Source organism: Sulfitobacter sp. W074 (assembly GCF_025142275.1).
GTDB classification, from domain to species: Bacteria; Pseudomonadota; Alphaproteobacteria; order Rhodobacterales; family Rhodobacteraceae; genus Sulfitobacter; species Sulfitobacter profundi.
The window spans coordinates 2,784,232-2,809,131 of record NZ_CP081130.1; the positions used below are offsets into that span (position 1 = coordinate 2,784,232).

General features: G+C 61.2%; 24 protein-coding genes. 18 read left to right on the top strand and 6 right to left on the bottom strand.

Going from position 1 to position 24,900, the window contains the following annotated elements; genetic code table 11:
• The first annotated feature begins 87 nt into the window (after positions 1-87).
• Both K3762_RS13755 and K3762_RS13760 read left to right on the top strand, forming a co-directional pair.
• Entirely contained in the window at positions 88-792 is a 705-nt protein-coding gene (locus tag K3762_RS13755; protein ID WP_067935997.1) for a CoA transferase subunit A, read from the top strand.
• Positions 792-1,415, top strand: a complete 624-nt coding sequence (locus K3762_RS13760) for a CoA transferase subunit B (RefSeq protein ID WP_067621991.1) — start codon at positions 792-794, stop codon at positions 1,413-1,415. The genes K3762_RS13755 and K3762_RS13760 overlap by 1 nt, the downstream gene beginning before the upstream one ends.
• Before the next feature lie 55 nt (positions 1,416-1,470).
• Here the strand turns inward: K3762_RS13760 and K3762_RS13765 are convergent, their stop codons facing one another.
• A complete protein-coding gene (locus K3762_RS13765; protein WP_132444365.1) occupies positions 1,471-2,286 on the bottom strand; it encodes a lytic transglycosylase domain-containing protein in 816 nt (271 codons plus the stop codon).
• Between the two features lie 358 nt (positions 2,287-2,644).
• Here K3762_RS13765 and K3762_RS13770 point away from each other — a divergent pair, with 358 nt between their 5' ends.
• The 16 genes from K3762_RS13770 to K3762_RS13845 all read left to right on the top strand — a co-directional run bounded on the left by K3762_RS13770 (position 2,645) and on the right by K3762_RS13845 (position 18,709).
• Entirely contained in the window at positions 2,645-2,848 is a 204-nt protein-coding gene (locus tag K3762_RS13770) for a Flp family type IVb pilin (protein WP_120351637.1), read from the top strand.
• Positions 2,849-2,947: 99 nt separating this feature from the next.
• Complete coding sequence (locus K3762_RS13775) at positions 2,948-3,115, top strand: hypothetical protein (RefSeq protein ID WP_162931870.1); 168 nt, start codon at positions 2,948-2,950, stop codon at positions 3,113-3,115.
• 142 nt (positions 3,116-3,257) lie between these two features.
• Positions 3,258-4,118: a Flp pilus assembly protein CpaB gene (gene cpaB / locus K3762_RS13780; protein WP_067621983.1), complete on the top strand. Its 861-nt coding sequence runs from the start codon at positions 3,258-3,260 to the stop codon at positions 4,116-4,118.
• A 205-nt stretch (positions 4,119-4,323) separates the two neighbouring features.
• On the top strand, positions 4,324-5,751 hold the full coding sequence (locus tag K3762_RS13785) for a type II and III secretion system protein family protein (protein ID WP_260010009.1): 1,428 nt from the start codon (positions 4,324-4,326) through the stop codon (positions 5,749-5,751).
• The gene (locus K3762_RS13790) at positions 5,738-6,430 is read left to right on the top strand and encodes an OmpA family protein (RefSeq protein WP_409202457.1); all 693 of its coding nucleotides are present in this window, start codon (positions 5,738-5,740) and stop codon (positions 6,428-6,430) included. Before K3762_RS13785 ends, K3762_RS13790 begins: the two co-directional genes overlap by 14 nt.
• Before the next feature lie 289 nt (positions 6,431-6,719).
• Entirely contained in the window at positions 6,720-7,964 is a 1,245-nt protein-coding gene (locus tag K3762_RS13795) for an AAA family ATPase (protein WP_260010013.1), read from the top strand.
• Positions 7,965-7,987: 23 nt separating this feature from the next.
• Positions 7,988-9,460 (top strand): CpaF family protein, encoded by a 1,473-nt coding sequence (locus K3762_RS13800; RefSeq protein ID WP_260010015.1) that lies wholly within the window; start codon positions 7,988-7,990, stop codon positions 9,458-9,460.
• Positions 9,461-9,471: 11 nt separating this feature from the next.
• Positions 9,472-10,434, top strand: coding sequence for a type II secretion system F family protein (locus K3762_RS13805; RefSeq protein ID WP_067621969.1), 963 nt, complete (start codon positions 9,472-9,474; stop codon positions 10,432-10,434).
• A gap of 10 nt (positions 10,435-10,444) precedes the next feature.
• Positions 10,445-11,422, top strand: coding sequence for a type II secretion system F family protein (locus K3762_RS13810; RefSeq protein ID WP_260010018.1), 978 nt, complete (start codon positions 10,445-10,447; stop codon positions 11,420-11,422).
• A complete protein-coding gene (locus K3762_RS13815; RefSeq protein ID WP_201722006.1) occupies positions 11,422-12,021 on the top strand; it encodes a tetratricopeptide repeat protein in 600 nt (199 codons plus the stop codon). Before K3762_RS13810 ends, K3762_RS13815 begins: the two co-directional genes overlap by 1 nt.
• 27 nt (positions 12,022-12,048) lie before the next feature.
• A complete protein-coding gene (locus tag K3762_RS13820) occupies positions 12,049-12,900 on the top strand; it encodes a lipopolysaccharide assembly protein LapB (RefSeq protein ID WP_067621966.1) in 852 nt (283 codons plus the stop codon).
• Positions 12,901-12,903: 3 nt separating this feature from the next.
• On the top strand, positions 12,904-13,398 hold the full coding sequence (locus tag K3762_RS13825) for a prepilin peptidase (RefSeq protein WP_067621963.1): 495 nt from the start codon (positions 12,904-12,906) through the stop codon (positions 13,396-13,398).
• A 128-nt stretch (positions 13,399-13,526) separates the two neighbouring features.
• On the top strand, positions 13,527-14,834 hold the full coding sequence (locus tag K3762_RS13830; RefSeq protein ID WP_132444360.1) for an ATPase: 1,308 nt from the start codon (positions 13,527-13,529) through the stop codon (positions 14,832-14,834).
• A 45-nt stretch (positions 14,835-14,879) separates the two neighbouring features.
• Positions 14,880-17,333 carry a ligase-associated DNA damage response DEXH box helicase gene (locus K3762_RS13835; protein ID WP_132444359.1) on the top strand — a complete coding sequence of 818 codons (2,454 nt, stop codon included), beginning with the start codon at positions 14,880-14,882 and terminating at the stop codon, positions 17,331-17,333.
• A gap of 285 nt (positions 17,334-17,618) precedes the next feature.
• Positions 17,619-18,290 carry a ligase-associated DNA damage response endonuclease PdeM gene (gene pdeM, locus K3762_RS13840; RefSeq protein ID WP_132444358.1) on the top strand — a complete coding sequence of 224 codons (672 nt, stop codon included), beginning with the start codon at positions 17,619-17,621 and terminating at the stop codon, positions 18,288-18,290.
• On the top strand, positions 18,287-18,709 hold the full coding sequence (locus K3762_RS13845) for a PaaI family thioesterase (RefSeq protein WP_132444357.1): 423 nt from the start codon (positions 18,287-18,289) through the stop codon (positions 18,707-18,709). Before pdeM ends, K3762_RS13845 begins: the two co-directional genes overlap by 4 nt.
• On the opposite strand, the gene folD is transcribed toward K3762_RS13845, so the two are convergent.
• The 5 genes from folD to ftsH all read right to left on the bottom strand — a co-directional run bounded on the left by folD (position 18,706) and on the right by ftsH (position 24,806).
• Positions 18,706-19,596 carry a bifunctional methylenetetrahydrofolate dehydrogenase/methenyltetrahydrofolate cyclohydrolase FolD gene (gene folD / locus K3762_RS13850; protein WP_120351646.1) on the bottom strand — a complete coding sequence of 297 codons (891 nt, stop codon included), beginning with the start codon at positions 19,594-19,596 and terminating at the stop codon, positions 18,706-18,708. The genes K3762_RS13845 and folD overlap by 4 nt on opposite strands.
• A 74-nt stretch (positions 19,597-19,670) precedes the next feature.
• Entirely contained in the window at positions 19,671-21,347 is a 1,677-nt protein-coding gene (locus tag K3762_RS13855; protein WP_120351647.1) for a formate--tetrahydrofolate ligase, read from the bottom strand.
• Positions 21,348-21,458: 111 nt separating this feature from the next.
• Entirely contained in the window at positions 21,459-22,043 is a 585-nt protein-coding gene (locus K3762_RS13860; protein ID WP_260010022.1) for an MOSC domain-containing protein, read from the bottom strand.
• A 45-nt stretch (positions 22,044-22,088) separates the two neighbouring features.
• Positions 22,089-22,742, bottom strand: a complete 654-nt coding sequence (locus K3762_RS13865) for a hypothetical protein (RefSeq protein ID WP_260010024.1) — start codon at positions 22,740-22,742, stop codon at positions 22,089-22,091.
• 147 nt (positions 22,743-22,889) lie between these two features.
• Complete coding sequence (gene ftsH, locus K3762_RS13870; protein ID WP_067942389.1) at positions 22,890-24,806, bottom strand: ATP-dependent zinc metalloprotease FtsH; 1,917 nt, start codon at positions 24,804-24,806, stop codon at positions 22,890-22,892.
• Positions 24,807-24,900: the final 94 nt, after the last annotated feature.

A 24,900-nucleotide genomic window follows, 5' to 3' on the forward strand; every position in this document is an offset into this window, starting at 1 on the left:
GGCGGCCTCCCTGCGTAGCACCACGTAATTGACACTGCGACAACGCAGGGTCACATATGGCGCAACGAAACCAGAGGGAGGTCGCCCGTGAACAAAATCTATGGATCCGCCGCCGAAGCGCTGGAAGGCGTTCTATCGGACGGCATGCTGATCGCCGCGGGGGGCTTTGGCCTCTGCGGCATTCCGGAATTGCTGTTGCAGGCGATCAAGGAAAACGGGGCCAAAGACCTCACCTTTGCGTCTAACAACGCGGGCGTCGATGATTTCGGCATCGGCATTTTGCTGCAATCGCGGCAGGTGAAAAAGATGATCTCCTCCTACGTGGGCGAGAACGCCGAGTTCATGCGCCAGTACCTCTCCGGTGAGTTGGAGTTGGAGTTCAACCCCCAAGGCACCTTGGCCGAGCGCATGCGCGCCGGTGGCGCGGGCATCCCGGGCTTTTACACCAAGACCGGTGTCGGCACCCAGATCGCCGAGGGCAAAGAGGTCAAACAATTCCGGGGTGAGGATTACATCCTCGAAGAGGGCATCTTTGCCGATCTGTCGATCGTGAAGGCTTGGAAAGCCGACGACACTGGCAACCTGATGTTCCGCAAGACCGCGCGCAACTTTAACCCGCCTGCCGCCATGTGCGGTAAGGTCTGCATCGTCGAGGTCGAAGAGATCGTCCCGCGTGGCAGCCTCGACCCCGATAAAATCCACCTGCCGGGCATCTACGTGCATCGCATCATCCAAGGCGATCACGAAAAGCGCATCGAAAAGGTCACGACACGCAAGCGGGAGGAAGCATAATGCCTTGGGATAGAGATCAGATGGCGGCGCGGGCCGCAGAGGAACTCGAAGACGGCATGTATGTGAACCTCGGCATCGGGATTCCGACGCTGGTGGCGAACTACGTTGGCGACAAGGACATCACCCTGCAGTCGGAAAATGGCATGCTGGGCATGGGCCCTTTCCCTTTTGAGGGCGAAGAAGACCCCGACCTTATCAACGCTGGGAAACAGACCATCACCGAGCTCAGCCGCACCGCCTATTTCGACAGCGCCATGTCCTTTGGCATGATCCGCGGCGGCAAGATCGCGGCGGCGATCCTCGGTGCCATGGAAGTGGCCGAGAACGGCGATCTGGCGAACTGGATGATCCCCGGCAAACTGGTCAAAGGCATGGGCGGCGCGATGGACCTTGTCGCCGGCGTCAAACGGGTCATCGTGGTGATGGACCACCAGAACAAAGCGGGCGAGTCAAAGGTGCTGAAGGAATGCACCCTGCCGCTGACCGGCAAGGGCGTGGTCGACCGGATCATCACCAACCTTGGCGTGCTCGACGTGGTCGAAGGCGGTCTGAAGATCGTCGAATGCGCCGATGGCGTGACCGAGGACGAGCTGCGCGCCGCGACCCAAGCGACCATCGTTTAACAACCACCCCGGCGGCACCCCTCGGCGGCATCCGCCGGGGGCACGGCTTTCGCGATCAGTTCATCGCGGCAAAGACGCAGCCATCGCTGATCAGTTCCGGCGGTGTCAGGCAAAGCCCCTGCGCGACTTGAAAAGCGGCCAGCACCTTGGGCACGTAGTCGCGCGTCTCAGCAAAAGGCGGCACGCCCGCATGTTTGCGCACCGACCCCTCCCCCGCGTTATAGCCCGCCAGTACGAGAATCGGATCGCGGTCGAACTCCCCCATCAGCCAATTAAGGTATTTGACCCCGCCTGAGATATTCTCGGCCGCGACCATACTGTCGCCCACGCCAAAGCGGGCAGCGGTATCGGGCATCAATTGCATCAGTCCAGCCGCCCCGGCCCGGCTTACCGCATCGGTACGTCCCGCCGATTCCACGCTGATCACCGCCAATACCAGCGCCGGAGAGACATTCGTGCCGACCGTGGCGCGCAGGATGTCCACCCCATTGCTGCGTGCGATATCTTGCAGGTGCTGCAGGCGCGGCGCGGGCACCTTGCCCGTTGAAAGCGCCGCCATCGCAGGCGCCAACCGCCCCGCCCCGCCGCGGTCCGCCGCGGGAGAGACCTTATCCCAGAACCAATCAAACTGCCCCGCACTCAAAGGCGCAATCGCGCCGCTTGGCGTGGCGGCCACTGCGGGGCCTGTGTCGACCTTTGCCGCAGCGGCTGCGCGTGCGGCCGGGTCAATTTGCACGGTGATGCGTTTGGCCCCCGTCTTGGGCGGGCCGACCCGTTTGGCGGAAAACTCAGGAAAGGATTTCGGGCCCTCTGCCGCAACGGCAGGGGCCATAAGGGCCGTGGCCAGCGAGAATGCCAATATACGATACATGCCTGCTCTACCTTGCGTCTGACGCGCCTTTGTTCGGCAATATCTCACGAATCGTGGAATCGGACCAGCGTTTGAGGCGGGGATCATGGCGATTTCGCCGCAATTGCCCTTTCAGGCGACGGGAAAGCGGAGCAAGAAGGTCAGGTAGAAGAATTAAACTCCATTTAAACAGAGAGTTAGGAAGTTTTTGCAAGAAAAAAGCGAACGGTCTGAAAAAGGCGCAGTTGCTGCCAAATTCGCGCCCCAATCAGACGGCTATATAGGGTCATACCAAGTCGGACAGCCTCAATGAGAGAACGAGGCAAACCGGACGGCGAGGTTAAGACCTTTTACTCAGTGATCCTTGGAGGGACATGACATGATGAACTTTATCAAAAACTTCCGCAAAGACGAAGACGGTGCCGTGACAGTTGACTGGGTCGTTCTGACCGCAGCGATCGTTGGCCTGGCCGTGGTTGCTTTCAACACAATCGGTGACAACGTAGAGACAATGTCGGGCAATATCGCTGCAGATATCACTGCCTTTGAAACCACCTCTGATCGCACACCAGCGGCCAACTAAGCGGATCAGAGCTAGCCGGCTCTACGAACAATTGGGACCGCCTCCCAACCTGGGAGGCGGTCCTTTTGCATACCTAACGCTCAGCAAGCGGAGATACGCATGCGCAGCCAATTCAAGAAATTCTTCTGTGACCAAAACGGCGCTGTCAGCGTTGATTGGGTTGTCCTGACCGCCGGACTGGTGGGCCTAGCAATCTTGGTGCTGGGCATATTCTCCGACAGCCTTGACGGGCTTGTCGAATACATCCGGGTCCAGCTGACCGCTTAAGACAACGGCGCCGCAAAGACGCACCACGGCAAGCGTCATCGCATCGCCGCCGTGGCGACCAAATCTCGCCATATTCGGCGGCTAATCTGCCGAGGTGATCAAAGCGGGCCGAGACTCGCTTCCATAGCAAAGAGGTGATGACATGCGAGCCGTATTCGGATTGGTTCTTTTGGTAGGCATAGCGCTTGCCGGCGGGGCCGTTTATCTGGCGAAAGACCGGATTTCACAGTATCAAACCGCGAATGCGCAGGCCCAAGCTGCGCTGGCGCAAGTGGTGCCAACCAAAACCGTTTGGGTGGCCGACAAGCCCCTGAAATACGGTCAGCCCCTCACCCGCGAAGATGTGCGCGCCGTCAAATGGCCCGAGAATGCCATCCCCGAGGGCACATTCTTTGAGGAAACCGTGCTGTTTCCGGAAAACACCAAAGATCAACGCATCGTGCTGCGCAACATTGAGAAAGATGAAGCGATCATGGCCGTGAAGGTGACCGAGCCGGGCGAAGATTCCGGTCTGACCTCGCGTCTGGCACGTGGCATGCGCGCCTTTGCCCTCAAAGTCGACGTTTCCAGCGGCGTGTCGGGCTTCCTGCGTCCCGGCGACCGGGTGGATGTCTATTGGACAGGCCGCGTGAACGTGGGCAACCAATCCAGCAACGGCGATGTAACCAAACTGATCGAATCGGCCGTGCAGCTGATCGCCATCGACCAAAGCGCAGATGCGCTGGTGATGGGCGAAGCCTCAATCGCCAAGACCGTGACCGTGGCCGTGAACCCCCAACAGGTCGCCGCCCTTGCCCAAGCGCAATCAACCGGCCGTCTGTCCCTTGCTCTGGTCGGTACGAATGACGACACCGTGGCCGAGGCTATCGAAGTCGACCAACGCTCGCTTCTGGGCATCGAAGCGCAGGAAACCATCGCAGAGGTTGCCAAAGAAAAGGTTTGCACGATCCGCACCCGCCGCGGGGCCGAAGTGGTCGAACTGCCGATCCCCTGCACAAACTGATCCGATAACAACCTCTTGCTAAGCTAAAAAAGACGCCGCAGTCCCCCTGCGGCGTCTTTTCCATTCTCTGTTATGTTGCGAATAGCCCACATGCACAGCGCCCGCGAAGAGCTTGATTCTTGCAATAAAATTTGAATTGCCGCAGAGTGCTGCCAAACGAGGGCGAAAAGACCCATCCCGAGGCGTGATCAAAAAGGCAGGTCACATGAAAATCGATAGATTTCTAAAAGCGGCCCTGTTGGGGCTGACACTGGGCGTGATGCCGATGGCATTGACCCTGCCCAGTTCAGCTGGCGCCGACACGCTGCGCGTCGTGAAACGCGGCACCAATTCCAGCCTCGACGTTCCGATGAACCGCGCTGTGGTGGTGGAAAGCGACATCCCCTTCGCGGAGCTTAGCATTGCCAACCCCGGCATCGCGGATATCTCATCTTTGTCTGACCGCACGATCTATGTGCTGGGCAAATCTCCGGGTCTGACCACGCTGACGCTGCTCGACGCCGGGGGGCAGTTGATCACCAATGTCGATGTCCGCGTCGCAGCGGATGTGTCTGAATTCAAAGAACGTCTGCGCCAAATCCTACCGGGTGAGAAGATCGAAGTGCGCACCGCCAATGACGGCATCGTGCTCTCGGGCATCGTTTCGTCGACCCAGCGGCTGCAACGCGCGCTCGATCTGGCCGAACGCTATGCACCCGAGCGGGTCAGCAATCTGATGAGCGTCGGCGGGATTCAGCAGGTCATGATGAAAGTCCGCTTTGCAGAGATGCAGCGCAACGTGTCGAAATCGCTCGGCTCTTCGCTGGCCATCAATGGCGGGTCCAACTTCAGTGCGGGCACAGGCGGCACGAATACTTCGGGCGGGGTCGCGACCTCGCTCGGCGGGTCGATCCCATCGGCGAACCAGAACGCGGGCGCGGTGCTTTTCGGCTTCAACGCAGGCTCGACCCAAGTGGGCATCCTGTTGGAAGCACTGGAAGAAAAGGGCGTCGTGCGGTTCCTGGCCGAGCCGAACCTCGTGGCGCTTTCGGGGCAAGAGGCCAAGTTCCTCGCCGGGGGCGAATATCCCATCCCCGTGGCCCAGACCAGTGATACCGTTTCGGTGGAATTCAAACCCTTCGGCGTAGAGCTCGCCTTTATCCCGCGCGTCGTGGACAAGGATATCATCAACCTTGAAATGAACGCCGCCGTTTCGGCCATCGACGCGAGTAACAGCATCTCATTGGGCAACGGCATTGAGATTTCCGCCTTCACCCGCCGCGAAACCTCGACCACGGTCGAGATGCGCGACGGTGAGAGCTTTGCCATCGCGGGCCTTCTGACCGACGACTTCACCGACAGCACGCGGCAACTGCCGTGGATCGGCGATGTGCCGGTGCTGGGCGCGCTGTTCCGGTCAGCGGATTATCAGCGCAGCCAGACGGAACTGGTCATCATCGTCACTGCGCATTTGGTCACGCCAACCCGTGGCGAGGCGCTGGTGCTGCCCACGGACCGCATCAAACCGCCGTCCGAGAAAGACCTGTTCTTTCACGGGCGCACGGCGGACGGCACCCGCACCCCGAGCCGAGGCGCTGCGGGCGAGGTCGCCAAACAGGACTTCCGCGGCTCCTACGGTTATGTACTGGATTGATCCGATGACACGCAGACATATCACGTTGATCGCTAGCACCGCGGCCCTCGCCGGGCTCGCCGCCTGCTCCCCCAGCAATGATCCGGTCTATACGCAGTTCTACCGCGAGGCAGGGTCGATCGTGGACACCGGTCAGTTCGGCAATGCCACGCTGCACAACCGTCAGGTCATGACAGGCGAAAAGCGTGTAACCTTTGATCTGGCGAACCGCTTTGCCAGCGAGGTCCGCTCTACCGTGACTTTCGCCTTTAACTCCGACCGGTTGGACGCCAATGCGCAGGCGATCCTGCGCCAACAGGCTGGATGGATTCGCCAGTTCCCCGAGATTCGCTTCCGCGTTTACGGCCACACCGATCTGGTCGGCTCGCAGGCCTATAACCGCGCTTTGGGGCTGCGCCGCGCGCAGGCCGTAGTGCGCTATCTCTCGACTTTGGGAATCAACCCCAGCCGGTTGGAAGCCGTTGTTTCCTTTGGTGAAACGCAGCCTCTGATCGTGACCCAAGGCCGCGAGCGCCGCAATCGCCGCACCGTGACCGAGGTCAGCGGCTTTGTGCACGGCCACCCGATGCTGCTGGATGGCAAATATGCGCAGATCATCTACCGCGAGTATGTGGCCAGCGCCGTGCCCCCCTCGCAACTGAGCGCCAGTGCCACCGTCGCAGGTGGTGGCGGAGAGTAGGGCAAGCCCCTCTTTCGACATGAGAATATCCCCCCGCACCTTCGGGCCGCGGGGGGTTTTCGTCCCAGCCCGTCCATGGTCAATCGGGCGTGAATGGGCAGATCGTTTCAAGATACCCAACAATAGAGGCTTTTTGGCCCCAATCTCGCCCCAGTTGGGGGTGATATTCGACACAGAAGGATAAATGTGCCCGGCTCAAGGGCCGCGCATGAGGCAGAGGTCAGAGCGATCGCGGCGACAGAATATCGCCGCCCTCCGGCCAAACCGTTGATGTAAAGGACAAAAGGTCATGAGCAGCACTATGCCCCACCCCGAAGCAGCGCCGATCGTTGCCTGCACAATCAGCCGCGATGTACAGAACTTCGACCTCTTGATCGAAGACATGGAGGCCACTCTGGGCGAAAGCTGGGGCGATCTGGGATTCGCCGAAGCGCTGGCGTTCTTTGGCCAGCCCGAGGCTGAGGCGATGGAATTTGTCGCCCTCGCCATGGATGAGACCGACGAAGACAACCTCGTTTTGATGACTGAGATCATCACGCAGGCCAAGGCCCGCGACATCCGGGTGATTCTGATCGCCGAAGACATGACTCCCGCCGCGCTGCATTCGCTGCTGCGTCAGGGTGCGGATGAATTCGTTCCCTATCCGCTGCCCGAAGGCGAGTTGGCCCAGGCCATCGCCCGCGTCCGCGCCGGAGAGAACGCGGCCCCTGCCCCCGCAGCCGAGGCCAGCGCCCCGCAACTGAAGGCCGGCGCGCAAAGGGATGGCGCCCTGATCGTGGTGCATGGGCTGGCTGGTGGCACCGGGGCCACGACCCTAGCCGTGAACCTTGCGTGGGAACTGGCCAATGCGGACAAGAAAAATCCGCCCTCGGTCTGCCTGCTGGATTTCGACCTGCAATACGGCTCTGTCGCGACCTTCCTTGATCTGCAACGGCGCGAAGCCGTCTATGAGATGATGTCCGACACGGAATCCATGGACGAGGAAATCTTTGGCCAAGCGTTGCAAACCTTCGAGGACAAGCTGCATGTGCTGACCGCCCCGGCTGAGATGCTGCCGCTTGATATCGTCACCAACGAAGACATCGACCGCATCCTCAACATGGCCCGCAACCAGTTCGACTATGTCATCGTCGACATGCCTTCGACGCTGGTGCAGTGGTCCGAGACCGTGCTGACCAGCGCGCATGTCTACTTTGCGATGCTGGAACTCGACATGCGCTCGGCCCAGAACGCCCTGCGTTTCAAACGGGCGCTGCAATCCGAGGAACTGCCCTTTGAAAAGCTGCGCTATGTGATGAACCGCGCGCCCAAATTCACCGATCTCAGCGCCAAGAGCCGGGTCAAGCGGATGGCCGAATCGCTCAGCATCTCAATTGACGTGCAGCTGCCCGATGGCGGCAAAGCGGTGACGCAGGCCAATGACCACGGGCTGCCGCTGGCCAACTCAGCCCCGAAAAGCCCCCTGCGGCGCGAAATCGCCAAGCTGGCAAGCTCCATCCACGATCTCAAGGGCGAGCAGGCCAAAGCGGCCTAAGCCCCTAGCGAAAGAGCGTACCGATGTTCTCCAAATACAAAAAACCAGCCCCCGCGACCCCGAAAGCCGCTGCTCCGGTCCGAGAGGCCAAGCCTGTCAAAAAGGTCGAGCCCGCCCCTGCGGCCCCCGCCACACCCGCCCCTGCCGAGGCGGCCAAACCGGTTTCGATGCGCCGGGCCGTCAAACCCGCCGCCGCTTCGCCCGAGGATCGCGAGGTCAAGCGCAAGCAGCGGATGAGTGAGATCAAGCTCGAACTGCACCGCGCCCTGTTAGACAACCTCAACCTCGCCGCGCTGGAACATGCCTCCGAGGCCGATTTGCGGCAGGAAATCAACGATATCGCCGTCGAGGTTCTCTCGGAAAAGAGCATCGTGCTCAACCGCGAAGACCGCATGACGCTGAACTCCGAGCTTTATGACGAGGTGACCGGCCTTGGCCCCCTTGAGACGCTGCTGAAAGACGAAAGCGTCAACGATATTCTGGTGAACGGCCCGCAGCAGATTTTCGTCGAGCGGGACGGCAAGCTGCAGTTGACCGACGTGACGTTCAAGGATGAAAAGCACCTGCTGCGGATCATCGACAAGATCGTCTCGGCAGTGGGTCGGCGCGTGGATGAAAGCAACCCCTACGTCGATGCGCGTCTGAAAGACGGCTCGCGTTTCAACGCCATGGTGCCCCCCGTCGCGGTAGACGGCTCCTTGGTATCCATTCGTAAGTTCAAGAAAGACAAGCTGGGCATCGACGATCTGGTGAATTTCGGGGCCTTCTCGGAAGAGATGGCCGCCTATTTGCAGGCCGCCGTGGCGACACGCCTGAACATCATCGTTTCGGGCGGTACGGGTTCGGGTAAAACCACCACGCTCAACGCGCTGTCGTCGTTCATTGCCAACGACGAACGCATCCTGACCATCGAAGACACCGCCGAACTCCAACTCCAGCAGACCCATGTGGGCCGGATGGAAAGCCGCCCGCCCAACGTCGAAGGCAAGGGCGAAGTCTCTCCCCGCGACTGTCTGAAAAACGCCCTTCGGATGCGTCCAGACCGGATCATCGTTGGCGAGACGCGCGGCGAGGAGGTGATCGACATGCTACAGGCGATGAACACCGGCCACGACGGTTCCATGACCACGATCCACGCCAACTCGGCCCGCGATGGCGTCAGCCGTTTGGAAAACATGATCGCCATGGCCGGGATCGAAATGCCGCTCAAAGCCATGCGCAGCCAGATTTCCTCGGCTGTGAACCTGATCGTGCAGGCCAGCCGCTTGCAAGACGGCTCGCGCCGTATGACCTCGATCACCGAGATCACGGGCATGGAAGGCGAGGTGATCTCGATGCAAGAGATTTTCCGGTTCCAGCGCGTGGGCCTGACGCCCGAGAACAAGATCATCGGCCATTTCACCGCCACCGGCGTGCGCAGCCACTTCTCCGAGCGGTTCCGCATGTGGGGCTATGACCTGCCCGCCTCCATCTATGAACCCGTGGCGGCCCAGTAAGGATTGATGCAATGAGTGCCGAACCAATCATCTATGGTCTGATCTTTATTGGCGTCTTGGTGCTGGTCGAAGGGCTGTACCTTGTCGCATTCGGCAAATCCATCAGCCTTAACAGCCGCGTGAACCGACGGTTGGAAATGCTCGAGAAAGGGGCCCGCCGCGAAGAGGTGCTCGACAAGCTGCGCAAGGAAATGCAGCAGCATATGAACGCCAAGTCGATCCCGCTCTATTCCCTGCTGTCAGAACGTGCGCAGAAGGCCGCGATTGCCTTCACGCCGCAGCAACTTTTGATGATTATGGCCGGTTTGGCCGTCTTGGCCTTTCTGGGGCTGACCATCGGCACCGATACATCGGTGCCGGTGCGGGCCATGATGTCCGTCGGCATGGGCGTCGGCGCGGTGTTCTTTTGGGTGTCCCATAAAGCGGGCAAACGCATGGCGATGATCGAAGAGCAGCTTCCCGATGCGGTTGAGCTGATGGTCCGCAGCCTGCGGGTGGGCCACCCGTTCTCCAACGCGATCTCGATCGTGTCGAAGGAAATCCAAGACCCGCTCGCCTCCGAATTCGGGGTGATCGCGGATGAAGCCGCCTATGGCCGTGATCTGGGCGAGGCGCTCAAGGATATGGCCGAACGGCTCGACATGCAGGATTTGCGCTTTCTGGCCGTGGCGGTGACCATTCAACAGCAATCGGGCGGCAACTTGGCCGAGATCCTCGCCGGTCTGGCCAAGGTGATCCGCGCCCGCTTCCGTCTGTTCCGCCGTGTCAAAGCGATCACGGCCGAGGCGAAATGGTCGGGCAAGTTCCTCTCAGGCTTCCCGCTGGCCGCGCTGGTGGTGATCAACCTTGGCGATCCGCATTACTACGACGAAGTGCGCGATCACCCCTACTTCATTCCTGCCTGTTTCCTTGTGGGCATCTTCCTTGTGCTGAACCTCTTCGTGATGCGCATCCTTACCAATATCAAAGTCTGAGAGGCCGATGATGGAATTTCTCAATCAGCTTAACGATCAGATCAACCAAGCCTTGGGGCCGATGGGCCTGATCATCATCGTCGGTACTTTGGGCGTCACCTTGGTGGCGATCACGCTAATGCTGATGCTGCGCCAGCCCGAAGACCCGCTGACCAAGCTCAAACGCACCAGCACGGCCCCCACGGGCGATAGCGCGCGCGAGAAGCTGCGCCAGTCCGACCAGAACGCGCAGTTGCAAAAGTTCGCCAAGTTTCTTGAGCCCGAAGACGTGGCCGAACTCAGCGCCAAACAATTGATGCTGCGTCAGGCGGGTTATCGGTCGCGCGATGCGGTGCGGCTCTACTACTTCGCGCAGTTTGCCCTTGGGATGCTCGGGCTGGTGGGCGGCCTGATCTACACCAATGTCTTGGGCGGCGGCGAAGGGATGACCACGCAGCAGACCATGATGTGGGCCATCGGCCCCGGTGCGATTGGGTATTACCTGCCCAAATACTGGGTCAAACGCCGTGTCGATTCCCGCAAAGAAGAGATCACCCGCGGCTTTCCCGACGCGCTGGATATGATGCTGGTCTGCGTCGAGGCGGGGCAATCGCTGGATCAATGTATCGTCCGCGTCGCCCGTGAACTGCGCGCCTCCTACCGGGCCCTGTCTGAAGAGTTCGAGATGGTCGCCTATGAGATGAAGGCCGGCAAGGACAAGGTGTCGGTGCTCCACGACATGGGCGAGCGTTGCGGCGTGCAGGATGTCTCTTCTTTCGTGACCGTGCTGATCCAATCGGCGGCCTTTGGCACCTCCATCGCAGACGCCCTGCGCGTCTATGCCGAAGAGATGCGCGACAAACGTGTGATGCGGGCCGAGGAAGCGGCAAACAAGTTGCCAACCAAGATGACCCTTGCCACTATGGGCCTTACCGTACCGCCGCTGTTGATCATTCTGGTCGGCCCCTCGGCGCATGGCATCTCGAAATTGGGTCAGATGGGGAATTAATGACGGAGAAAATTCGGCGCAGCCTCGCCCGCGCCGTTTTCATCGGGCCGATCTTGGGCCTTGCTCTGGCCGCCTGTTCAACAGGCGGCTTTTCCGCGTTGCGCGGGGATCAGAAGCCCGAAAGCCTCTATGCGCCCGGCGTGAACCCGCGCGCAGAGGCCGTCGACGGCATCGAAGTGGGCCACAGGCTTATCGCGGCGGGACAGTATGAACTGGCCATCAAATCCTTCAACCGCGCCGCGCTGGATCACGGGCTAACGGGGGAAGTCCTCTCGGCTTTGGGCAGTGCCAACCTCGGGCTGGGGCGTTTGGGTCAGGCCGAAACCTTGCTGCGCCGCGCGGTTGAGAAGGACGCTGCCGAGCCGGAAGTCTGGAACAACCTTGGCGTTGTGCTGATGGAAAGCGGCCAGACCGCCGAGGCCGAGCAGATTTTCCGCAAAGCCTATGCCCTCGATAATGGCGAAAGTGACGCAATCCGGGACAATCTGCGCTTGGCGCTCGCAAAAACGGAAAAATCTGTTATAACAGAAGTCAATGAAGATAATTACAAATTGGTGCGGCGCGGCAGCGGGGATTACCTGATCCGTCCGACACCATGACCCGGCAGAGCAGTAAAAGGACGCAAAATGCGCCATCCAATCATTCTGGCCGTCTGCATGGCAGGCGTCACCGCCCTTGCTGGCTGCGGTGAAAAAGATGCGAACGCCACCGTTGAGCGGGCCTTCAAGGACGTCAATGTGGTGGATGAAACCAACCTCTCCGACGTGATGCTTACCGTGGCCGACCCCAATGAGGCGGTGAGTTACTTTGCGCGTTCCGTCAAGGAAAGCCCCGACCGGATCGACCACCAGCGCGGGCTTGCCGCATCGCTCGTGCGGGCCAAACGCTCCACCGAAGCTGTGGGCGCATGGGACAAGGTCACCAAGATGAAGGGCGCCACGCCCGAAGACAGTGTGCAATTGGCCGATGCGCTGATCCGCTCGGGCAACTGGGCGCGGGCTGAGACGGTCCTCAACAGCATCCCCCCCACCCATGAGACATTCGCCCGCTACCGGCTCGAAGCCATGGTTGCCGACAGCAAAGAACAGTGGAGCCGCGCCGACAGTTTCTATGAAATCGCCGTTGGCCTGACCACGACCCCTGCCGCCGTGATGAACAACTGGGGCTACTCCAAACTGACCCGCGGCGATTACCCCGAAGCCGAGCGTCTGTTTGGCGAGGCGATCCGTCAGGACAACACGCTTTTCACCGCCAAGAACAACCTCATCATGGCCCGCGCCGCACAGCGCGATTACACCCTGCCCGTCATGCCGATGGAGCAGTCCGAACGCGCCCAGCTTTTGCACACGATGGCCCTGTCGGCGATCAAACGCGGCGATGTGGAGACAGGCAAGGGCCTGCTGCGCGAAGCGATCGACACCCATCCCCAGCACTTCGAAGCCGCCGTCCGGTCTTTGCGCGCGTTGGAAAACGGCTGAGCCATGGCGATCTCTGCCACGGCGGCCCTGTGGTTTCTGCCCTTCGTCCTGCCGATCTGCCTCTATGTCGCCTTCACCGACATGAAGCAGATGCGCATTACCAATCAGGCGGTCTTGGTGCTCATCGCGATCTTCGTGGTGTTGGGTCTGTTCCTGCTGCCCTTTGAAACCTATCTCTGGCGCTTGCTGAGCCTCGTGATCGTCTTGGTCATTGGCATCGTGCTGAACGCCGCTGGCGTCATGGGCGCCGGAGATGCCAAATTCGCCGCGGCTGCCGCGCCCTTTATCGCCATGGGTGATCTGCGCCTGCTGATGATGCTTTTCATGGCCACCCTTCTGGCCGCCGCTGCCACGCACCGCGGGGTGAAATACACCCCCCTGCGCCGCCTCGCGCCCGATTGGCAAAGCTGGCAGGAAACCAAGAAATTCCCCATGGGCCTCGCCCTTGGCACCACGCTGGGGCTCTATCTCATTCTGGGGGCGCGCTACGGGGTCTGAACGCGCCCTGCCCGCCGCAACTTTCTTTTATTGCGGAATAAGCGTCCACATTCACGCCATATTCAAGATTTACCCTGCAGTCTGACCGACAAGCCGCACCGCCGCATGCTTTGCCAAGGAAGCCATTGATGAACGCCCCGACCAGCACAGTGCTTGCCCCGCCGCCCCCCAAGCGGTTGGAGGATATGAAACTGCCCATCGTGATGATGCGCGACATCCTTCTGAAAACGATCTTTCGCAAGAACGTCGAAATGGTCAGCGATCTGGCCCAAGCGCTCTGCCTGCCGACCCAAGTCACGCAAGAAATGGTCGACCAAGCCCGCGGACAGCGCCTGCTAGAGGCGACAGGCACGCTCAGCGCCACCAGCGGCAATGAAATGGGCTATCAACTGACCGACGCTGGCAAAGCGCGCGCCTTGGATGCGCTGGCGCAATCGGAATATTTCGGTGCCATGCCCGTCCCGCTTGAGGTTTACCGCGAGCAGGTCAAACGCCAATCCGTGCGCAACCTGCAAATCACCCGCGATCAGCTCACCGGGGCCATGGGCCATCTGGTGCTGCCCGACAGCCTGCTGGACCACCTTGGCCCCGCCGTCTCTGCCGGGCGGTCGATCCTGATGTACGGCCCGCCGGGAAACGGAAAATCAAGCATTTCCAACGGGATCCGCGACGCGCTTGGTGATAAGGTCTATGTCCCCCGCGCCATTGAATACGCGGGCCAGGTCATCACCGTCTATGATCCGATCGTGCATTCTTCCGCCGAGGCAGAGGTCCAAGACCCCACCTCCCTGCGCCGCATCACCCGCTATGACGCTCGCTATGTCTGCTGCGAACGCCCGACGGTCATCACCGGCGGTGAGCTGACGCTCGACATGCTCGATCTGGTCTACAACCCCACGGCCCGAACCTATCAGGCCCCTCTGCAACTCAAAGCCACCGGCGGCATCTTTATCGTCGATGACCTTGGCCGTCAGCAAGAGCCACCGCAAAGCATCATCAACCGCTGGATCGTGCCGCTTGAGGAAAGCAAAGACATCCTCGCCCTGCAATCGGGTGAGAAATTCGAGGTGCCCTTCGACACGCTGGTGATTTTCTCAACCAACTTCCACCCGAATGAGATTTTTGATCAAGCGGCCCTACGGCGTATTTTCTTCAAGATCAAAATCGACGGGCCGGACCAAGAGAACTTCCTCAAGATCTTTGCCATGGTCGCCCGCAAACGCGGCATGCCACTGGATGAAGCGACGCTGATCCATCTACTCAAGGTGAAATACCCGACCATCGACAACGTCTATGCGAACTATCAGCCGAACTTCCTGATCGACCAGATGATCGCCATTTGCGATTTCGAAGGCATCCCCTATCAGATGAACCCCGATCTGGTGGACCGTGCATGGGCCAATATGTTCGTCCGCGATGAGGTGATCGTTAAATAGCCCTGGCCGCTGGCCCCACGGCCTGCCGATACTACATTGGCATTCATGCGCGCCCTACCCCCCAAATTCGCCGATTGGTTCGCCCAGAACGGCTGGTCCCTGCACCCGCACCAGCAGGAAATGCTGGACCGTGCCGCGGCCCCCGCCCTGCTGCTCATCGCCCCCACAGGCGGCGGTAAAACGCTGGCCGGTTTTCTGCCCACCCTCGTTGATCTGGCCGAGCAAGAGCACGAGGGGATGCACACGCTCTACATCTCCCCCCTCAAAGCGCTGGCTGCGGATATCAAACGCAACCTGACCCGCCCGGTGGACGAGATGCGCCTGCCCATCCGCATCGAGGATCGCACCGGCGACACCCCGCAATCGCGCCGCCGCCGCCAGCGCGCCGACCCGCCGCATATCCTGCTGACCACCCCCGAAAGCCTCGCTCTGCTGACTTCCTACGAGGACGCCGCCCGCACCTTTCGCGGTCTCAAACGCGTGGTGATCGATGAAATCCACGCCCTCGCCGAAAGCAAACGCGGCGACCAGTTGATGCTGGCACTGACCCGTCTTCAAGCCCTCTGCCCCGGCCTCAAACGGGTGGGCCTCTCGGCCACGGTCGAAGACCCTTCGGCCATCGCCCATCTCATGGCCCGCCACCCGGACCCTTGCGAAGTGCTGCTGGCCGATCCGGGCCCCGCCCCCGACATCCAGATGCTACACACCGAGGAAGCCCCGCCTTGGGCCGGGGGCGGTGCTGCCTATTCAATTCCAGCGGTGCTTGAGCAAGTGCGCCAACACAAGACCACGCTGATCTTCCACAACACCCGCGCGCAGGCCGAGCTTTTCTTTCACAAACTCTGGCTCGCCAATGAAGACGCCCTGCCGATCGCGATCCACCACGGGAGCTTGGATCGCGCCCAACGCGAAAAGGTCGAAGCCGCCATGGTGCGCGGCGATCTGCGCGCCATCGTCTGCACCGGCACGCTTGATCTTGGCATCGACTGGGGCGACGTCGACCTCATCATCCAGATCGGCGCCCCCAAAAACGTAAAGCGGCTGGTCCAACGCATCGGCCGCGCCAACCACCGCTACAACGCGCCCTCCAAGGCACTTTTGGTGCCTGCCAACCGCTTTGAAGTGGTCGAATGCGTGGCCGCGCTAGAGGCTGTCCTCGAAGGCGCGCTCGACGGCCACCCGCGCGGCCCCGGCCCGCGCGATGTGCTGTGCCAACATATTCTCATCGCCGCCTGCGCAGGCCCCTTTGACGCTGACGACCTCTTCGCGCAGGTCCGCTCCGCCGGGGCCTACGCCGCCCTGTCCCGCGCCGACTTCGACGCCTGCCTCGATTTCTGTGCCACCGGCGGCTATGCCCTGCGCGCCTACGACCGCTGGCAACGTCTGCTGCAACGCTCCGATGGCCAGTGGCAACTGCGTGACCCGCGCGCCGCCCAACGCATCCGCATGAACATCGGCACGATTCAAGATACCGATAAGCTGAAGGTTCGCATGAAACGCAACCGCGGCGGCAAACCGCTGGGCGAGATCGAAGAAGGCTTTGCCGCAACGCTCACCAAAGGCGACACCTTTCTGATCGGCGGCCAAATCGTGCGCTACGAAGGCCTGCGCGAAACCGTTGTCGAAGTCAGCCGCAACGCCGCAAAAAAGCCCAAGGTGGCCACCTTCGGCGGCACGAAATTCGCCACCTCCACCCAGCTTTCGGCCCGCGTGCAACAGATGTTCACGCAAGACAGTTGGCCCGAATTGCCGCGCCACACCGCCGAATGGCTGACCTTGCAACGTGAGGTCAGCCAATTACCACAACCCGGCACGCTGCTGGTCGAAAGCTTCCCCCATGACTTTGCCGAACAAACGGTCTTCTACGGTTTTGCCGGCCGCAACGGTCAGCAAACGCTAGGCCTCCTGCTGACCAAACGCATGGAAGACCTTGGCCTGCGCCCCTTGGGCTTTGTAGCAACAGACTATGCCACGCTCATCTGGGGCCTCTCCCCCGTCGACGACCCCGCGCCGCTGCTCGACCCCAGCGTGCTGCACGAGGGTCTCGACAGTTGGCTTGCGGGCAATGCCGTGATGAAACGTACCTTCCGGGCCGCGGCGACCATCGCCGGGCTGATCGAACGCAACAGCCCCCAAGCACGCAAATCCGGGCGACAGACGACCTTCTCCAGCGACATCCTCTACGACACATTACAACGCTATGAACCGGACCATCTGATGCTCGACATCACCCGTGAGGAAGCCTTGAGCGGTCTGGTGGATTTTGGCAGGATCGAAGAGATGCTGGGCCGCATCGCCGGGCGCATCACGCACCGCAAACTGACTCGCGTAAGCCCGCTCGCCGCACCGCTGTTTCTGGAAATGGGCCGTGTGCCTGTCGAAGGCGCCGGACAGGAACGCATGCTGGCGGAAGAGGCCGAAAGACTGATGGAAGCCTCCGGCCTCGCGCAGCTCACTCCGCCGCCCTCGGATCAGCCGCCTTGGCGAGATGGGCGTTGAACACCGAGGTGCCGCAGGCGGAAAGGTTCTGCAAGGTATTTGAAAAAGGATGAAGATATTAAGAGTTCTTTAACCCACGCGGCGCATCTTGATCCCGCGGTACAGGCTGCTGAGCCGATGACCGCAAAGGATGAAGGCGCGTCTCCGGTCAGGTTAACGCCCGGCTGCGAGGCGCGTTTTCTACCTTTCATCCTTTCTTAAATACCGCTGCGCTGCCGTTTCCGGTCTTCTGACAATCGCGTTTATCCCCTTGCCAAATCGGCGGCGATCTCAGATGAACAAAGGATGAACAGCCTTGATTTTTCATTCGCCGGCGCGGCGCTGACCGCGCTTGGCTCTGGCGCGCTTTTGTGGCGCGACCGGGATTTGCTATGCGTAAGCGACCTGCATCTGGGCAAGTCTGAGCGGATCGCGCGGCGCGGCGGGTCGGCCCTGCCGCCTTATGAGACCCGCGATACGTTGAAACGACTGGCGGCGGATCTGTCCTTTACGCAGGCGCGGCATGTGATCTGCCTTGGCGATAGTTTCGACGACCTTGGCGCGGCGCGAGCGCTGCCAGAGGAAGAGCGGTTGTGGATACTGGGCCTGCAAGCCGGACGGCGGTGGGATTGGATTGAGGGCAATCATGATCCCGGCCCCGTAGGCTTGGGCGGCACGCATTTGGGAGAGATAGCGCTCGGCCCGCTGACCTTTCGGCATATCGCCGCGAGCGAGGTCCGGGGCGAGGTGTCGGGGCATTATCATCCTAAGGCATCGATCCGTGCGCGGGGCCGCAGCATCTCGCGTCCGGCCTTTCTGTTTGACAGCAAGCGGCTGATCCTGCCTGCATATGGCACCTATACCGGCGGGCTGCGCAGCCAGTCGCGGGTGCTTTGTGATTTGATGGGGCCGGAAGCCTGCGCGGTGCTGACAGGCGCGCAACCAGTGGCGATCCCCATGCCCGGAAAGGCGCGATGATGGACCAGATTGAACGCCGGGTGCGGGAGAGCTTTGCCAAGCAGACCATGATGCAAACCTTGGGGGCGGAGATTATCGACGTGCAGCCCGGTTTGGTCCGGGTCACGGCACCGGTCCTGCCCGGCGCGATGCAGCAGCAGGGTTTTGGCCATGCGGGGCTGACATTTTCCATCGGCGATTCCGCCGCCGGTTATGCAGCGTTGAGCATGCTGCCGCAGGAGGTTGATGTTGTCACGTCTGAGATCAAGATCAACCTGCTGGCCCCCGCCCGTGGGGACCGGCTGATTGCCACGGGCCGGGTGGTAAAACCGGGCCGGCGGCTTTGTGTCGTAACCGCAGAGGTGCATGCGGAGACGGATGGCGCGGCCAAGCTCATCGCCATCCTGCAGGGCACCATCGTGCCTGTGTCTGCCTCTTAGGCGGTCAGCCCTTCAGGTTCTTCCAACCCGTTGGCGCGGCAGCAGGCGGTGACCGTATTGGCCAACAGGCAGGCGATGGTCATCGGCCCAACGCCACCCGGCACGGGTGTGATGGCCCCGGCGCGTTGGCTGGCACTGTCGAAATCCACGTCGCCGACCAGTTTGGTCTTTTCGCCAGTCTCAATCCGGTTGATGCCCACGTCGATCACCGTGGCGCCCTCTTTGATCCAATCGCCCGGCACCATCTCGGGGCGGCCAACGGCGGCGACGACGATATCGGCGCGGCGCACCACTTCTGGCAAGTCGCGGGTGCGGCTGTGCGCGATGGTCACGGTGCAGCTATCCCCCAAGAGCAACTGCGCCATCGGTTTGCCCACGATGTTTGAGCGGCCGACAACCACCGCGTTCATCCCCGACAGATCGCCATGGTGGTCCCGGAGCATCATCAGGCAGCCAAGCGGGGTGCAGGGCACCATGCTTTTCTGCCCCGTGCCCAGCAGCCCGACGTTGGAGATGTGGAAACCGTCCACGTCCTTGGCGGGCGAGACGGCGTTGACCACGCGGGCTTCATCAAGATGATCCGGAAGCGGAAGTTGTACGAGAATGCCGTGTATCTCGGGGTCGTTGTTCAGCGCGTCGATCAGCTTGAGCAGGTCGTCCTGATCCACAGTCGCGGGCAGCTTGTGTTCGACCGATTTCATGCCGACCTCGCGGGTCATTTTGCCCTTGGAGCGGACGTAGACTTGGCTTGCCGGGTCTTCCCCCACCAGCACCACGGCAAGGCCCGGCGTGATGCCGTGATCCGTCGTCAGCCGGGCGACATGGCCCGCCACCTTGTCACGCACCGTTGCTGCAAAGGCTTTGCCGTCGATGATTGTCGCTGTCATATCCGTCTCACTTTCGCTCGCTGCACGTTGAACACGCCCTACATCACCGCGACGGCGGGGCATTGCAACCCGCCTTAGAACAATCCCTCCACATCGCCATCGGCGTTGAGCTTAATTGCCTCCGCAGAAGGCACCCGAGGCAGGCCCGGCATGGTCATGATCTCTCCGCAGATCACGACGACGAACCCCGCCCCCGCCGAAAGCCGCACCTCGCGGATTGGCACGCTGAAGCCTGTGGGCGCGCCGCGCAGGTCGGGATCGGTCGAGAAGCTGTACTGGGTCTTGGCCATACAGACCGGCAGATCGCCATAGCCCTGTGCCTCCCAGTCTTTTAACTGATTGCGCACCTTTTGATCGGCCAGCACCTCGTCGGCGCGGTAGATGCGTTTGGCGATGGTCTCGATCTTTTCGAAAAGCGGCATCTCGTCGGCATAGAGCGGGGCAAAGTTCGCGTGATCACCATCGGCAATCTCGGCCACGCGGGTGGCAAGATCGGCAGAGCCTTCGGAACCCAACTCCCAATGGCGCGACAGGATCGCCTCCGCCCCTTGGGCCGCGACATAGTCCTTGACCGTGGCGACTTCGGCGTCGGTGTCGGTGACGAAATGGTTGATCGCCACGACCACGGGCACGCCAAAGGATTTTACGTTCTCGATATGGCGGCCGAGGTTGGCGCAGCCTTTTTGCACCGCCTCTACATTTTCCGCCCCAAGGTCCGCTTTCGCCACGCCGCCGTTCATCTTCATCGCCCGCACCGTGGCCACAACCACGACCACCGATGGCGCGAGCCCCGCCTTGCGGCACTTGATGTTCATGAATTTTTCGGCCCCGAGATCGGCACCAAAGCCCGCCTCTGTCACCACGTAATCCGCCAGTTTCAGCGCTGTGGTCGTGGCGATGACCGAGTTGCAGCCGTGCGCGATATTGGCAAATGGGCCGCCATGCACGAAGGCCGGGTTGTTCTCCAGCGTTTGGACGAGGTTGGGCTGCATCGCATCTTTCAAGAGCACCGTCATGGCCCCATCCGCCTTGAGGTCGCGGGCATAGACCGGGCTGCGGTCGCGGCGGTAGGCCACGATCATCGCGCCAAGGCGCTCTTGCAGATCGCTGAGGTTCTTGGAAAGGCAGAGGATCGCCATGACCTCGGAGGCGACGGTGATGTCGAACCCCGTCTCGCGCGGGAAACCGTTGGGCACGCCGCCCAAGGATGCGGTGATCTGGCGCAGGGCGCGGTCGTTCATGTCGACCACGCGCCGCCAAACGACGCGGCGGGTGTCGATCTCAAGCTCGTTGCCCCAGTAGATGTGGTTGTCGATCATCGCCGCCAGCAGGTTATGAGCGCTGGTGATGGCATGAAAGTCGCCGGTGAAATGCAGGTTCATCTCTTCCATCGGCACGATCTGGGCATAGCCGCCGCCTGCCGCCCCGCCCTTCATCCCAAAGTTCGGCCCGAGGGAGGCTTCGCGGATGCAGACCGCTGCCTTCTTGCCGATCCGGTTCAATCCATCACCAAGCCCAACAGTGGTGGTGGTCTTGCCCTCTCCCGCTGGCGTGGGGTTGATCGCGGTGACGAGGATCAACTTGCCGTTCGGCCGGTCTTGGACGGAATCGATGAACGTCTGGCTTACCTTTGCCTTGTCATGGCCATAGGGCAGCAGGTCGTCGCTGGAGATGCCCAGCTTTTCGCCGATCTCTTGGATAGGGCGTTTCGCCGCTTCGCGGGCGATTTGAATGTCGGTTTTGAAAGCCATGAGATTCCCCTGTTGCCGTTGGTGGCGATTTTTATTCCTTAGCCATAGCGCGACAAGACCCCGACGGGGGGCCGTGTTTCCGACACTCAAGCATCGCGAAACGGCGCGCGGTCAGCCGAGGTGCGGCCAGACGGGCTGGTTCGGCACGAAAAGCGTCAACCTGTTGCCCACGGCCAGCGGCCCTTCCCGCTCGACCCAAGCGGTCACGCCGCGTTTGCCCTGCGCGGCGGGTTTGAAGCCCTTGCCATGGCCGGGGGCGTCAACCTCAATCTCACGCGCGGGCAGATTGCAGGGGCCATTTTCAATATCCACCACCAAGGTGGCGCCATGTGCGTTTTGCAGCCGCGATCCGGGCGGGACGAGCGTAAAGTCCGGGATGCCTTTGAGGATAATCGACGCGCCCAGCAGGGTCGGGTCAAGCTCAGGCAGGTCCATGGCGGCGGCAATCTGCGCCATCTCTTCGGCCGAGAGGATAGACAACTGGCGGGTATTGCGAATTTCCGTGCCCTTAGGATGCAGGTTGCGCACGCGGACGCAGGCCGGACGGGTCAGCCCGGCGTGGAAATCCCCCTCGAAGCCTGCATAGGTCGCACGCGCCTGATCCATCGCGACCGAGCGGATGTTTTCGCGATCCTGAGGGACCATACCCAGCCAAGTGATTTCGGCGACATGGTCTGTCTTGCGTAGCTCGGGCATCATGCGGTCCTTCGGGGTGGTTTGGGTGACTGCTGAACCCTAGGCTCACTGTCGGATCAAATGCACCTTAAATCCGCCACCGCTCAATGAGGCCTTGGTGAGGGTGCCCGCGGTATAGACAAGCGCCATCCCGAAGGATTTTAGATAAAAGGGAGAGACATAGCCCGGCCCCATGACAACGCGGTAAGACATATCGCAATGCACGGCAGGGCCTTCCTCACGGACCTCTTGGGTCGCGACTTGGACCACGCGGCGGCCATCGTAGAGCGCCAGCGGAGAGGGGCAGCTATTGCCAGTGGCAAGGGCGGCAAAAAGCTCAGGCGGGAAAAGGACGCCGGGCGGCACCGCTTTGGCATCCGACATTTCCGTCATTTCCGAAGACGGCGTAATTTCAACCGAAGTGACCCGCCCCGCCGTCCGGTCAATCGCGATATCGCGCGTCTCGCTCCCCCGGTTCGCACCCAGATAGCTGGCCGTGTTCCCGTTAGACTGGGTGACCGCGTTGAAGCTGCCGTTCTTGATGCCGAAAGGGGCGTTGTTGAGAGACAGCAAGAACGCGGCGTTCCGGCTTTGGCCGTTGAACTGCAACGTGCCCAACTGACGCCCGCCCAATGCCACGGTGTAGGTCTGCGGATCGGCCCAAGCCGGACCGCCGGTAAGCGCAAAGAGAACGGCAAGGGCAGAGAGGATGCGGCGCATAATACCCCGGCAGGTTAGGAATTCCACCCCTGTCTAACGCGGTAGCGGCTGTGAAGCGATAGGGGAATTTCCGCCCATTGCCCAAGGGTCAGCCCAAAACGAAAAAACCCCGCCGAAGCGGGGTCTTTCATAGGGTCGCAGGCCGGATCACACCGAAGGTTCAGGCTCCATTCCGCCATCCTTCGGCGGGGTTTTCTTGCCCTTCGCCTTGGGGATCGCGGTGACGCTGGGTGCGCTGCCCGCGTCGGAGTTGTCGTCGTCGGAGTCTTCGGCTGGCGGCAGACCATCCATGACACGTTTGATCTCATCGCCGGTGAGGGTCTCATATTCCAGCAGACCTTGGGCCAGACGCTCGAACTCCACCTCTTTCTCTGAGATGATCTTCATCGCGTGGTCATAGCCGTCTTGGATGAACTGCTGCACCTCTTTTTCAACCAACTCCTTGGTGTTGGCCGAGACGGAGAACCCAGCGGTATTGCCCTGATAGCCCTGCGCGGCTTCGGAATAGTCGATGTTGCCGACCTTATCGGACATGCCCCATTGCAGCACCATCGCGCGCGCCAGCGCAGAGGCCTGCTGGATGTCGCCCGCCGGGCCGTTGGACACGGAATCGGGGCCGTACTTGTGGATTTCCGCCGCCTTGCCGGCCATGGCCATGGCCAAACGCTGGTGGCATTCGTCCTTGAACATGTTCAGCCGGTCGATCTCAGGCAGGCTCATCACCATGCCAAGCGCGCCGCCGCGCGGGATGATCGTGGCTTTGTAGACCGGGTCGCATTTGGGCAGCGTCATGCCGACCAGCGCGTGACCAGCTTCGTGGTAAGCGGTCATTTCCTTCTGCTCGGCGGTCATCACCATCGAGCGGCGCTCTGGGCCCATCATCACCTTGTCCTTGGCCTGTTCGAAATCGACCATGGTGACGAAACGGCGACCGACACGGGCAGCCATAAGTGCTGCCTCGTTCACGAGGTTCGCCAAGTCCGCGCCCGAAAAGCCCGGCGTGCCGCGCGCGATAATGCGCAGGTCAACATCCGGCCCCAGCGGGGTCTTGCGCGCGTGAACCGAGAGGATCTTTTCGCGACCTTTGATGTCGGGGTTGGGCACCGTGACCTGACGGTCAAAACGGCCCGGACGCAGCAGCGCCGGGTCAAGCACGTCACGGCGGTTGGTCGCGGCGAGGATGATGACACCTTCGTTGCTCTCAAAACCGTCCATCTCGACCAGAAGCTGGTTCAAGGTCTGCTCACGCTCGTCATTGCCGCCGCCATAGCCTGCACCCCTGTGACGACCGACGGCGTCAATCTCGTCGATGAAGACGATACAGGGGGCGTTTTTCTTGGCCTGTTCGAACATGTCGCGCACACGGGATGCACCGACACCGACGAACATCTCGACAAAGTCGGAGCCGGAGATAGTGAAGAAGGGCACGCCCGCCTCACCCGCGATGGCGCGGGCCAGCAGCGTCTTACCGGTGCCCGGAGGGCCCACCAGCAACGCGCCTTTGGGGATCTTGCCGCCAAGGCGCGAGAATTTCTGCGGGTTGCGCAGGAATTCGACGATTTCCTCAAGCTCTTCCTTGGCCTCATCGATGCCCGCCACGTCGTCAAAGGTCACGCGGCCCTGCTTTTCGGTCAGCATCTTGGCCTTGGATTTGCCAAAGCCCATCGCCCCGCCTTTGCCGCCGCCCTGCATGCGGTTCATGAAGTAGATCCACACACCGATCAGCAGCGCGATGGGCAGAAGCGACATCAGGAAAGTCTGGAAACCAGACTGTTGCTGCGGACGCGCTTTGACCGGAATATCGTTGGAGATCAAAAGCTGGGTCAACTCGGCATCGCCGGGTTTGATCGTCAGGTAGTCGGCGCCATCCGCCTTGCGGAACCGAACCTGCTCGCCATCCAATGTCACATTACGGACATCACCATCCTGTACGGAGGTGACGAATTCGGAATAGCTGACCTCATTGTTTTGCAGCGACCCGCTGGACCCGCTGAACAGGTTGAACAGCGCCAGTACCAGCAACATCAGGACAACCCAGAAGGCGAGGTTACGAACATTTCCCAAGGGAATTCTCCTAAATTCACATGGCCGCGGGCAAGTCCCGCGACCCAAGGGGCGCCCGTTCGGGCAACCACCACACTAAGATAGACATGATGCG